This window comes from Psychromonas aquimarina ATCC BAA-1526 (assembly GCF_000428725.1).
GTDB lineage: Bacteria > Pseudomonadota > Gammaproteobacteria > Enterobacterales > Psychromonadaceae > Psychromonas > Psychromonas aquimarina.
This window is the reverse complement of the sequence record NZ_KE386793.1, coordinates 109512-122736: the sequence shown is the minus strand read 5'-3', so window position 1 is coordinate 122736 and position 13225 is coordinate 109512. Positions and strand designations below refer to the sequence as shown.

At 43.2% G+C, this 13225-nt stretch carries 9 protein-coding genes; 6 read left to right on the top strand and 3 right to left on the bottom strand.

Features of this window, described 5'->3' with window-relative positions; all coding sequences use genetic code 11:
• Window positions 1-83 precede the first annotated feature (83 nt).
• Window positions 84-1472, top strand: a complete 1389-nt coding sequence (gene dbpA / locus G337_RS0123975) for an ATP-dependent RNA helicase DbpA (RefSeq protein WP_028866099.1) — start codon at window positions 84-86, stop codon at window positions 1470-1472.
• A gap of 311 nt (window positions 1473-1783) precedes the next feature.
• Window positions 1784-3190: a PTS glucose transporter subunit IIBC gene (gene ptsG, locus G337_RS0123970; protein WP_028866098.1), complete on the top strand. Its 1407-nt coding sequence runs from the start codon at window positions 1784-1786 to the stop codon at window positions 3188-3190.
• A 591-nt stretch (window positions 3191-3781) separates the two neighbouring features.
• Here ptsG and G337_RS0123965 read toward each other — a convergent pair.
• The 3 genes from G337_RS0123965 to G337_RS0123955 form a co-directional block, all read right to left on the bottom strand.
• Entirely contained in the window at window positions 3782-5011 is a 1230-nt protein-coding gene (locus G337_RS0123965; RefSeq protein ID WP_028866097.1) for an ABC transporter substrate-binding protein, read from the bottom strand.
• Window positions 5012-5026: 15 nt separating this feature from the next.
• Complete coding sequence (locus G337_RS0123960) at window positions 5027-6469, bottom strand: ATP-binding protein (RefSeq protein ID WP_028866096.1); 1443 nt, start codon at window positions 6467-6469, stop codon at window positions 5027-5029.
• 141 nt (window positions 6470-6610) lie between these two features.
• On the bottom strand, window positions 6611-7336 hold the full coding sequence (locus tag G337_RS0123955) for a response regulator (RefSeq protein ID WP_028866095.1): 726 nt from the start codon (window positions 7334-7336) through the stop codon (window positions 6611-6613).
• A gap of 534 nt (window positions 7337-7870) precedes the next feature.
• Between G337_RS0123955 and G337_RS29115 the strand changes: the two genes are divergently transcribed.
• The 4 genes from G337_RS29115 to nspC all read left to right on the top strand — a co-directional run bounded on the left by G337_RS29115 (window position 7871) and on the right by nspC (window position 13205).
• Window positions 7871-9277 (top strand): diaminobutyrate--2-oxoglutarate transaminase family protein, encoded by a 1407-nt coding sequence (locus tag G337_RS29115; protein WP_037028583.1) that lies wholly within the window; start codon window positions 7871-7873, stop codon window positions 9275-9277.
• A 5-nt stretch (window positions 9278-9282) separates the two neighbouring features.
• The gene (locus G337_RS29110; RefSeq protein ID WP_037028580.1) at window positions 9283-10773 is read left to right on the top strand and encodes a pyridoxal phosphate-dependent decarboxylase family protein; all 1491 of its coding nucleotides are present in this window, start codon (window positions 9283-9285) and stop codon (window positions 10771-10773) included.
• A gap of 1 nt (window position 10774) precedes the next feature.
• On the top strand, window positions 10775-11992 hold the full coding sequence (locus tag G337_RS0123940) for a carboxynorspermidine synthase (RefSeq protein ID WP_028866094.1): 1218 nt from the start codon (window positions 10775-10777) through the stop codon (window positions 11990-11992).
• Between the two features lie 82 nt (window positions 11993-12074).
• Complete coding sequence (gene nspC, locus G337_RS0123935) at window positions 12075-13205, top strand: carboxynorspermidine decarboxylase (RefSeq protein WP_028866093.1); 1131 nt, start codon at window positions 12075-12077, stop codon at window positions 13203-13205.
• Window positions 13206-13225 lie beyond the last annotated feature (20 nt).

Here is a 13225-nt window from a genome sequence, read left to right as displayed (position 1 = left end):
CACAAAAACCACACAGTCTTTGTGAAGCAGTTCACAAACTGCTATTGTACCCTCCTTTTTTTGTAATCTAACAGGACCAAATCTTGAGCCAATCTCCTTTTTCAACGCTTGCGTTAAATGCCGACCTATTAAAGAATTTAGAATCATTAGGTTATGAAACAATGACCCCTATTCAAGCGGAAAGTTTACCGCATGTTTTAGCATCTAAAGATGTCATTGCCCAGGGTAAAACCGGCTCAGGTAAAACCGCAGCTTTTGGTTTAGGACTGTTAGAAAAACTAAACGTTAAGCGTTTTCGTATTCAGTCCCTGATTTTATGTCCAACCCGCGAACTTGCCGATCAGGTGGGTAAAGAGATGCGCAGACTGGCGCGTACTATTCATAATATAAAAGTACTGACCCTCTGCGGCGGTGTCCCTTTCGGCCCGCAGATAGGCTCCCTAGAGCACGGTGCGCATATTATTGTCGGCACACCGGGACGAATTGAAGATCACCTGCGTAAAGGCACACTTAATTTAGATGACTTACAGGTATTAGTACTGGACGAAGCTGACCGCATGCTGGAAATGGGCTTTCAGGACTCTATTGATGCGATTATCGACCAGGCGCCCAAAAAGCGTCAGACCCTGTTATTCAGCGCCACTTTTCCTGAGCAGATTAATAATATCGCCAGACGTATTATGCTTGATCCTGTTATGGTCAAAGCTGAAGCAAAACATGATAACAGCATCATTGCACAGCGCTTTTATAAAGTAGACAACAACGAAGACCGTATGATCGCCCTGCGTTTATTACTGCAGCAGTACCAGCCTGAATCTTCCGTGGTGTTTTGTAATACCAAACGTGAAGTGCAGGAAGTGGCAGAGGAACTTAGCAACCGCGGTTTCAGTGCCATTGCCCTGCACGGTGATTTAGAGCAGAAAGACCGCGACCAGGCATTAATCCGCTTCTCGAATAAAAGCGCCTGTATTTTAGTGGCAACTGATGTGGCGGCCCGCGGTTTAGATATCGATAACCTCAGCGCGGTATTTAACTACCATATTGCCCACGACCAGGAAGTTCATGTACATCGTATCGGCCGTACCGGACGAGCCGGCAGCAAAGGTTTAGCTTTCTCTTTCTACAGCAGCAAAGAGTCCCACCGTGTTGCCCTGCTGGAAGATTACCTCGACCGCATCATTGAAGCGGAATCACTGCCGTCATACGATGTTTTAGATAAAGCTCCGATACAGTCGAGCATGATTACTATGCGTATTGAAGGCGGCAAAAAACAGAAAATCCGCCCCGGAGATATTGTCGGCGCGTTAACCGGACAGGATGGTATTAAAGGTGAACAGGTAGGTAAAATACAAGTTTCAGATAACTGGGCTTATGTTGCCGTGCAGCGTGACAGTATTAAAACAGCCTTTAAAAAGTTAAGTGAAGGAAAGCTCAAAGGACGTAAATTTAGAGTGATGGTTGTACGCGGTTAACAACTTTTTCTCAATTAAGGTAATAAAGCTCAGATTACAGATTATCTGAGCTTTAACTTGTTCTAAACTGTACTTTCTCTCTCGAAAAGTCTCTCCAGCCCTTTAAAAACAAATAAATACAACAACAAAAAAGAATCTTCAAATTTATTTTTGTAACATAAAGTAACAACAAGCGCATTTATGTAAGCAAATGTAACTTACTTGTAAATGTGATCCTTTCGTCATGATTTTTCTTTCTTCCCGTATATACTCTGCGCAAATAAATTGAAATATTCGATTTTTTACCTCGAAAAACTAACTGGAGAGTTGTTATGAGTATGTTTGGAAGTTTACAAAAAGTCGGGAAGTCATTAATGCTTCCTGTATCAGTATTACCGATAGCCGGTATTCTGCTGGGTGTCGGTGCGGCTAAATTCAGCGTATTACCGGAAGTTGTTTCACAACTGATGGAACAAGCCGGTGGTGCAGTATTTGGTAACATGGCGTTATTATTCGCCATTGGTGTTGCGTTAGGTTTTACAAAAAATGACGGTGTTGCCGGTCTTGCCGCTGCTGTAGGTTACTACATCATGATGCAGACAATTGAAACATTAGCACCTGGTGCAAACACTGGTGTACTAGGCGGTATCATCGCAGGTGGTATTGCGGCAGCCATGTTTAACCGTTTCTACAACATCACATTACCTGACTACTTAGGTTTCTTTGCTGGTAAACGTGCGGTTCCAATTATGACCGGCTTATCAGCTATCATTATGGGTGCGATCCTTGCTGTTATCTGGCCTCCAATTGGTTCAGGCATCGCGGCATTCTCTGACTGGGCTGCACACCAGAACCCAACGGTTGCATTTGGTATTTACGGCGTAGTTGAGCGTTCATTAATTCCATTCGGTCTTCACCATATCTGGAACGTTCCTTTCTTCTTTGAAGCAGGCTCTTGTACAAGTGCAACAGGCGAGCAGCTTAACGGTATTTTAACTTGTTACCTGTCTGCTGATGATGCAACCCGTGCAGCTGGTAATGGTTTCGGTCAACTAGCCGGTGGTTACATGTTCAAAATGTTTGGTCTTCCTGCTGCTGCAATCGCAATTGCACATTCAGCTAAGCCGGAAAACCGCGCTAAAGTAATGGGTATCATGGCATCTGCCGCGTTAACTTCATTCCTGACAGGTATTACTGAGCCGATCGAATTTGCATTCCTATTCGTAGCACCAGTACTATACGCAATGCACGCTCTACTTGCTGGTTCTGCATTCGTAGTTACTAACATGCTGGGTATGGTACACGGTACTTCATTCTCACACGGTTTAATTGACTTCTTAGTTCTTTCAGCTAACTCTCAAAAACTGATTTACTTCATCGTAATCGGTATTATTTACGCAGCTGTTTACTACACATTATTCCGTGTTGTAATTAAAGCGCTAGACCTTAAAACTCCTGGTCGTGAAGATGAAGACCTTGAAGAAGAAGTTGCTCTTGATAATACTGAAATGTCTATTCTTCTTGTAGCTGCATTCGGTGGTAAAGCTAACATCGAAAACTTAGATGCATGTATTACACGTCTACGTATCAGTGTTAACGATATTGCGCTAGTTGACAAAGCTGAGCTTAAGAAACTAGGTGCTGCAGGTGTTGTTATCTCTGGTAACGGTGTTCAAGCTATCTTCGGTACTAAATCTGATAACCTTAAAACAGATATGGAAACTTACCTTGCTAAATAAGTAAGTTTCATAAGGCTGGCTTGCCACCAGCCTTATTTTTTCAGTAGAAGTTCTACACACACAATTTAGCTCTCCGTTTTATTGTTGAACTTCTACTTTTTTCCTCTTGTTACAAGCTGACTTACTTTCCCTTAAATAACCAGCCTTTATATTTCACCTCTTGTTCAACATAAAGCATCAAACTCCCAATACCGCCTGCAGATATTCAGCAAAGCCTGCTCAACAGCCGAACAGTCTGACTTAAACCCAATGATTAAACGGAATGTTATAAGCCGGCCACAAAATGCTTGAATAACAAGATGTTAAGACAGGATGGTTTTGGCCGGCATAAACGAGCAAATACTTGTTCTGACTGCTGTTACATTACAGGGATGCAGTAACCTGGCTGGATATACCCGGCAGATAAGAAGGCAGACAGATCAGCAGCCCGCTAAGCAGAGATCTAGAATAGGAAGTTTATTAAAGAAACGCATATACCCGTTATATCTTCACCTTCACACCTAGAATCTGCTCACCTTACGACTTGCTGATTATTGCATTTTGAATGATAACGAGCATAAACCCTGCCTGGTTAAAGAGAGTTTATACGCCTTAGTTAACAGCTCTCAGGGCTAAGGAGAGGCGTTTAACGGTTTTAGCCGCATCCGCATTCGGATCATTAAAATAATTACTGATGATTTTGGTCATAATATTCTGCACATGGCTGGTGCTTGCTAAATTCTGGGTAAATGACGGAACCAGTTCACTCGATGCAAAATCCTGGAAGGACTTCTGCGCACACTTATCAAAACTTTCCATTGGAATATCATTACGAACAGGGATTGAGCCCTTTGCTAAGTTAAACTCAGTCTGGAATTTAGGCGAAAGCAGAGTCTGCGCAAAAGTAGACTGTACTTTGTTCTCATTAGAGAAATTATGCTTTTCAAAGAGCACAAAACTGTCGATATTGTAACTGAACAGTCCCGCACTCTCCGGCACATCAACACATAAATAGTCCGACATGGCGGCTTTGCCCGAAGCATTCCACATACCTTTTGCCCAGTCCCCCATAAACTGCATAGCGGCCTTATCGGTTGACAGTAATGTACTGGCCTGGAACCAGTCTTTGCCGACCATGCCTTTAGCGGTATAAGGTTTAAGACGTTTGAATTTTTCAAAAACAACAATCATTTCCGGAGAGTTAATGACGGCCGGATCATGCTTAACGAAGGCATTTATATACTTTTCCGAGCCTAATAAAGACAGCGCCATTGATTCAAATAATAAAGAGTCCTGCCATGCGGTACCGCCGTGCGCTAAGGGGATGTACCCGGCAGCTTTAATTTTATCAGCAGCGGCAAAAAAGTCATCCCAGGTGACGGGGACCGGTAGTTTAAGCTGCTCAAATATTTTTTTATTTAACCATAACCAGTTAACCCGGTGAATATTCACCGGAACAGCCATATAGTGTCCGTTAAAGCTGATCGTATCACGCACAGTCTGCGGCAGAATCTCTGCCCAGGAGCTGGTATCAATAATACTCCCAACCTCTTCCAGCATACCAACTTTTGTCCACTCGCCGATATCCGGCCCTTTAATCTGCGCGGCATCCGGCGGATTACCGGATAAAGCACGCATCTGCAGAACCCGAATCGCACTGTCACCGCCTTCACCGACAATGGCAAAATTACGCAGTTTAATCTGTGCATCTAACAATGAATTTTCCAGCACCTGCTGTGATTCATACTCACCGGCAGCTGTCCACCAGTGCAGTACTTCCATGGAAGCTGCATAGCTGTTAATGCTGAAAACTAAAGGTAAAAATAAAATCGATTTTTTCATGGCTGAACTATCACTTTATACTAATGTTGACTTGTAAATTCTCGGCAGGGTAATAATGACCTCTAATCCGCCCTGATCCCGATTAAGCAGATGCAGCTGCCCGTTATGTGCATGAATGATATTTCGTGAGATCCCCAGACCTAAACCATAACCATATTCATCATCATGCAGGCGGCGGTAGGGAACAAAAATCTTATCCAGCTCGTCAGCGGGAATACCCGGCCCGTTATCCTGAATAACAATCTGCAGGCTTTCCGCACTGTCAACAATATAAACCTGTACCCAGCCGCCGTATTTAACTCCATTATCAATCAGATTAGCCAGGCAGCGTTTTAAAGCTAAGGGTTTGCCGCGATATAAGCCGACCTTTTTAGCAATGATCTTTATATTATCAGGCTGTGAACTGCTGATCTGCTCCAATAATTTAAGCACATCAACTTCCTGAATATTTTCATGTATATCAGTATCTTTAACCGTCTGCAGAGCCCCTTTCACAAGCATTTCCAGATCATCTAAATCATGATTAAACGACTCTGTCTGCTCCTCACTGTCCAGCAGCTCTGCCCGTAAGCGTAAACGTGTAATCGGGGTTTTTAAATCATGGGAAATAGAGCGAAATAAAATTTCTCTATCCTGGATATAACGCTGCAGTTTCTGCTGCATACGGTTAAACGCCCGCGTGGCGGCCACTATTTCGGAGGCCCCCTGCTCTTTAAGCGGCTTCTGATCCAGGTCAATACTCATTTCAGAGACAGACATGGCTAATTCCTGCAGCGGTTTAGTCTGCTTATAAAAAAGCAGGTAAATAAAAATAAGCAGAAGTGCAGTGGTAAACATCAAATTAACCACCTGCTGGGCAGAAATAAGTGATTTTTCTGACAACAGATACGGCGGCGGCAGAATTGCGGCTAAATATAACCACTCCTGCTCAGCCATTTCTATCTGCAGCACTAAAATAGGCGGCTTTACCGAAGGAATAATCAAGGTATATGCTCCCCAGGAAGGAGGCAGATCTTTTAATAAAATATCATTCTTCAATACATGCAGATCATCGGGATGAGAAAATTCAATAACCAGTTTATTAGCTTCGGGAATTCGCCGTCTTAATACGTTTTCCACTGTTGAAAGCACTTCATTTTTTAGAGGGCTGTCGGGTATCGGATTAATATTTATTTTTTCGCTGTTTAATGAAACAAAAAAACGGCTGCCGCCTAAATCCCGTAACTGCTCCAAAACGAGATGACGATACTGCAGGGGTAAATCCTGAAAAAATGAGATGGTACTTAAGGCGTTCTCAGCGAGATTGTTTGCATTAAGCAGAACAGATTTTTCTTCACTTTCTGCAAACTGGTTTACCCAGAAAAAACTGCTGATCGTCTGTGCAACAATAACTGAAAGCATAGTGAGCAGTAACATTCTTGAAATCAATGAACGAAACAGAAGACGAAAATAATTCATTAAATTTTACCATCATTGGATATTTTGAATAAAACCAGCGGGCCACTAAAATAGATACACTCACATATTAGCAGCCGGTTAATCCATTTCGAACACCTGAGAATTAAAAATGCAGATGCCCTTTTAACCAGGCTTTATCCATTACTGTTCAGCTGTCACTTCAGCAATAAACACATAACCGGCACCACGTACAGTTTTAATAATTTTAGGTGACTTGGCGTCATCACCCAGGCTTTGCCGTAAACGACTTAGGTGTACATCAATACCACGTTCATTAGCAAATGCATCACGTCCATGCAGGGCCTGACAGATCTGATCACGAGAGATCGGCTGATTAGGGCTTTCTAAAAATAACATCAGCAGCTGATAATCAGCACCGGTCAGCGCAATAACCTGATCATGCTGATCCAGTAAATTATGCTGGCGGGTATCGAGTTTCCAGCCGGCAAAAACTAAAAATCGCGGTTTTTCCTGGGGCTGATTATCTGTGCTTACAAATAAGGTGCGTCTTAATAATGCTTTAATGCGCGCCAGTAACTCTCTTGGACTAAAGGGTTTGGCGATATAATCATCTGCGCCAATTTCCAGCCCCAGTACCCGGTCCATTTCATCGGAGTTAGCGGTTAACATGATAATCGGCACATTTGATGTTTGACGGATACGCTGACACAAAGCAAAACCATCATCACCGGGCAGCATAATATCTAAAATAATTAAATCAGGGCTGTTAGACAATAAACGCAGATCCATTTCAATACCGTCTTCTGCGGTGATCACATTGAAGTTGTTCTTTGATAAATACTCAGCTAATAATTCGCGAATTGCTCGATCATCATCAACAACTAAAACTTGTTTATTGTTAGCCACTATGTACTGCCTTTTAATTAACGATATATCCAAACATCTTGGTCATAATTTTTAAATTTTAACGGAATAGAATACTGTTGAACAGTATTGCTCGTCATTATTTTGAAGCAGGGTGATTATGAACAACAATTCAACGCATCGTTCAATTATCCGACATTAACCAATATTATTAACTTAAAATCAGCAGGTTATGCTGCTTCACCTTATTTTATTGTTTTTTACACTTGCCTGTCCAAAAAACGATGATAGAATGCGCGCCAATTATGTCCGAATCATTGATTTTAACGCAGCCTATAGGAGCGTGATATTATGTCTATTTTTATCTTATCTAATCACGTTGTTAAGCTGCTGTTTATCAGTATTAACGAACTTTTTGTCTCATATTACACCTCAGCAGATTATGCTACTGAACCGTGAACTATACGGTTACCCCTCAGTTAAAACTTCACTTTTAAAGTGACTCTCCCTTTTTAAGGGACAATACAACATTTAGTTCCATTTTTATGGTTACCCTTATATTTTTAGGATCCCGTTATGCAAAACGTCCTCAATTTAGCGCCTGAAACTTGCCTTTCAGATGATCAAGAGATCCCTTTAGTTACTGAGTTATACGACCTGACTCCGGATAACATCTTATTAAGTCAGGAGCATTACGAGTCTGAAGTTCGCTCTTACCCGCGTAGACTGCCGATCGCAATTAAGAGTACACGCGGCGTGATTATCGAAGATACTAAAGGTCAGATCTATCTGGACTGTCTTGCCGGTGCAGGTGCCCTGCCGCTTGGTTATAACCATAACGAAATTAATCAGGTGATGATCGCACAGCTGAATCAGGGGGGGCCTTATCAGACCTTAGATCTGACTACGCCGGCTAAAGATGATTTTATTAAATCAGTTATGCAGTTTTTACCGGCTAATTTTGCTAAAAATGCACGTATTCAGTTCTGCGGTCCTTCCGGTGCAGATGCTGTGGAAGCATCTATTAAACTTGCCAAACTTTATACCAAACGTAATACCATGGTCTCTTTCCATGGTGCTTACCACGGCATGACTAACGGCTCGCTGGCTTTAACGGGTAATCTTGGCGCTAAAAGCCGACGCAGCGGTTTAATGTCTGATGTACATTTTTTTCCGTTCCCGTACAGCCTGCGCTGCAGCTTTGGATTAGGCGGTATTGAAGGCGCTAAGCAGAGCATTCGTTATATTGAATCAGTACTGAATGACGACGAAAGCGGTATCACTAAACCAGCTGCAGTTATTGTTGAACCTATTCAGGGCGAAGGCGGCGTAATACCGGCACCAACACTATGGCTCCAGGAACTGCGCCGCATTACCAGTGAACACGGTATCCTGCTGATCTTTGATGAAATTCAGTGTGGTATCGGCCGCAGCGGCGATAACTTTGCTTTTGAAGAAGCCGGCATTGAACCGGATATTCTGGTTTTATCCAAAGCTGTCGGCGGCGGTATGCCGATGTCTATTATTCTTTACCATAAAAAGTTTGACTGCTGGAATGCCGGTGAACATACGGGAACATTCCGCGGCAATCAGCTGGCAATGGCCAGCGGTGCTAAAACATTAGAGATTATTCAGCGTGATAACCTGGCCGATAATGCTAAGCAGCGCGGTAAGCAGCTGCGCTCTTTACTGCGTGAAATTCAGCTTTCTAGTGACTGCATTGCAGAAGTACGCGGCCGCGGTTTGATGTGCGGCATTGAAATCGTTAAAGCCGGCGAATTTGACTCTCTCGGCCGACCGGTCAGTGATCCTGCACGTGCAGCATTAATTCAGCGCGCGGCATTAGAGCGCGGTCTGATCATAGAGAAAGGCGGCCGGAAAGGGGCTGTATTGCGCTTTTTACCGCCATTGATCATCAGTGAAACACAAATTAACTTTGTGGCAGAGACAGTTAAAGCCGCAATTGAAAGCACTCAGGACTAAATATTGTGAACTTTTCAAATTCACCATGGTCAGCGCACTTTATTCAAACAGGTGCGGGTAATAACCAGAGCTTCGAACAAGCCGGCTCACTGACCTTAGAAAATATCAAAACACTGTTTGCCGACTGTGACAAACCTTATTCAGGTCTAGCGCCCAGTGCGTTAAAAGAAGCAATTTACAGCAGCGATCTTTCTCAAGTTGAACCGCTTGAGAAAGTGATAAAGCTGACTAACAGCTTAATTGCTAAAAACTCAATTATGGTGCAGCACCCGCACTGTATTGCACATCTGCATACCCCGCCGTTAATCTCATCGGTAATGGCGGAGTTTTATATTGCGGCGCTTAACCAGTCAATGGATTCCTGGGATCAGGCATCGAGTGCGACTTTCCTTGAACAGTTTATTGTTGACTGGTTAGTGCAGACTTACTCCTTGGGGAGCGATGCTGACGGTGTATTTACCAGCGGCGGCACGCAAAGCAATTTAATGGGACTGTTATTAGCCCGAGACTGGTTTGCAAACACTCACTCTCAGCATAACATCCAGCAGGACGGTCTTCCTGAATACGGTCATAAAATGCGTATTATCTGCTCGGATAAAAGTCATTTTACCGTGCAGAAGTCAGCCTCATTAATGGGACTAGGTGAACGCGCTGTGGTTTGTGTTAAAACCAATCAGCAGGGGCAGATGGATATTGACGAGCTGCAGCTGACTATTGAAGCTTTATCTGCACAGGATCTGCTGCCGATTGCCGTTGTTGCAACAGCGGGCACAACCGATCACGGCGCAATTGATGATCTGCACAGTATTGTTACTCTCTGTCGGCAGTATGGGCTTTGGAGTCATATTGACGGTGCCTACGGCGGCGCGTTAATGCTTAGTCAGAAACACAAATCCCGCCTTAAAGGTATTGAGTCTGCCGATTCGGTCAGTGTTGATTTTCATAAACTTTTTTATCAGACAATCAGCTGCGGCGCGCTGCTGGTCAAGGATAAAAGCAACTTTAACAGTCTGCTTTATCATGCCGATTATCTTAACCGCGAAGGTGATGAACTGCCTAACCTGGTTGATAAAAGTATCGCCACCACCAAGCGTTTTGATGCCCTGAAAATGTTTATGACCCTGAAAAGTGTCGGCGCACAGACTCTCGGTGAAATGTACGATAAATTAATCGAACTAACCGCTCAGGTTGCAGACTCAGTCAAAAACAATGATCATTTTGAACTGTGTTGTGAGCCCCTGTTGTCAACGGTTTTATTCCGTTTAAGCAGCCAGTATCAAGGTTCACTTAGCACTGCTGAGTTCAATCAACTGCACCAGACATTACGTCTGCAGCTGTTAACCAGCGGCGATGCGGTTATCGCAGAAACTAAGGTTGACGGCAGACTGTATCTGAAATTTACCCTGTTAAACCCGTGTTTAACATTAAGCGATTTTGATTCGTTATTTGCAAAAATCGAATCTCAAGCAAAATTACTAACTAATAAGGCTTTATAACATGTCTGTATTACAAATTGGCGCCGGCGGCGTCGGCTGGGTTATTGCTCATAAATGTGCTCAAAACAATGATGTATTCGGTGATATCACTATCGCTTCGCGTACAGTTTCGAAGTGTGAAAAGATCATTACCTCGATTAAAGGCCGTAATAACCTTAAAGACAGCACTAAGAAACTTGAAGCATTAAAAGTTGATGCAGATAATGTTGAAGCATTAGTGGCACTAATCAACCAGGTAAAACCGGATCTGTTAATTAACGCCGGTCCTCCCTGGGTAAATGTGGCAATTATGGAAGCCTGTGTACAGACTAAAACAGCCTACCTTGATACTTCTGTTGCCACTGATTTATGCAGTCCCGGCCAGCAGGTACCGGAAGCATACGATCCGCAATGGGCATTTGCAGAGCGCTTTAAAGAAGCGGGTATCACAGGTATTTTAGGTGCGGGTTTTGATCCGGGCGTAGTAAGCGTATTTGCCACTTATGCACATAAACATCTGTTTGATGAGATTGACAGCATTGATGTTATGGATGTCAATGCCGGTGACCACGGTCAGAAATTTGCTACTAACTTTGATCCTGAAACCAATATGTTAGAAATCCAGGGTGATTCCTTCTACTACGAGAACCAGGAGTGGAAATCTGTACCTTGTCACAGCCGTATGATGGAATTTGATTTCCCGGTAGTCGGCAAACAGAAAGTATACTCAATGGCACACGATGAAGTACGTTCAATGGCTGAATATATCCCAGCTAAACGTATCGAATTCTGGATGGGCTTCTCTGATACTTACCTGAACTACTTTAACGTAATGCGTGATATCGGTTTATTAAATGTTGAACCGGTCACTACCGTTGACGGTATTACCGTTGAACCGCTGAAAGTATTAAAAGCGATGCTGCCGGATCCGACTTCTCTTGCACCGGGTTATACGGGTAAAACCTGTATCGGTACCTGGGTTCGCGGTAAAAAAGAGGGTAAAGCAAAAAGTGTCTTTATCTACAATATTTGTGACCATAAAGAGTCGTATATTGAAGTTGAACATCAGGCTATCTCTTACACCACAGGTGTACCGGCAATTACAGCAGCCCTGCTTTACTTCCAGAATAAATGGAGCGATGTAGGCCTGTATAATGTTGAGCAGCTCAATCCGGATCACTTCTTAGATCTGATGCCGCGTATCGGTCTAAGCTGGCAGGTTCAAGAGTTACAAGCTTAATCACCCGTTAAGCAGACAACTTAAGGCGAAGATCAGACTCTTCGCCTTATTTTTATTTATCAAGCAGCAGAAAGATTCCCCTATGACGATTAATGAAACTAACCTGAATACCCCCTACTTTATGATCAATGAAACAAAACTCATTGAAAATCTAGAAAAAGCCAAACTGCTTAAAGAAATTTCCGGGGCGAAACTGGTACTGGCATTAAAATGTTTTTCAACCTGGGGCACCTTCGATACCATCAAGCCTTATTTAGACGGCACCACCAGCTCCGGCCCCTATGAAGTAAAATTAGGCCATGAAACTTTTGGTGGTGAAACACATGCTTACAGCGTCGGTTATTCAAAAACGGATATCGAAACAGTTAAACCGCTGGCCGATAAAATCATCTTCAACTCGTTATCGCAGCTTGAAGCGCACTACAGCTCATGTGCACACAGCGCCTCATTAGGTCTGCGTATTAATCCGGAGCGCAGTGCTGCCGGACAGGATTTAGCTAACCCTGCTCGCCCGTATTCACGTTTAGGCGTAAAACAGGATCTGCTTGATATTTCCGTAGCCGATAAAGTTGATGGTTTTATGTTTCATATGAATTGTGAAAACAAAGATGTTGATGCCTTTATTGCGATTTTAGATTATATATCGACAACGTTTGCTGAATATCTGAATAAACTTAGCTGGTTAAGTTTAGGCGGCGGTATCTTTTTTACCTACCCTGGTTACCCGATTGAAAAACTAGGGCTGGCATTAAAAGCCTTTAGTGAAAAACATAATATTCAGCTGTATTTAGAGCCCGGTGAAGCGATTATTACCCGCACTACCGACTTAGTCGTCAGCGTAATTGATATTGTTGAGAATGAGAAGAAAACTGCGATTGTAGACAGCGCAACAGAAGCACACCGCTTAGACACCTTAATCTATAATGAACCGGCTTCGGTTCGTGAAGCTTCAGAGCAGGGGAAATTTCCCTATGTGATCGGCTCATGCTCATGTTTAGCGGGGGATCAGTTCTGCGAAACGCAGTTCGAGCAGCCGCTTGAGATCGGTCAGAAACTGCATTTAATGGACTCCGCCGGTTATACCATGGTGAAACTTAACTGGTTTAACGGCCTGAAAATGCCGAGTATTTATTATAAACGAGTAAACGGCGGCATAGATTTATTAAATGAGTTCGGCTACCAGGACTTTAAAGGCAGTTTGGGACAAGTTTAAAGCTGATACAAAAAAACCGC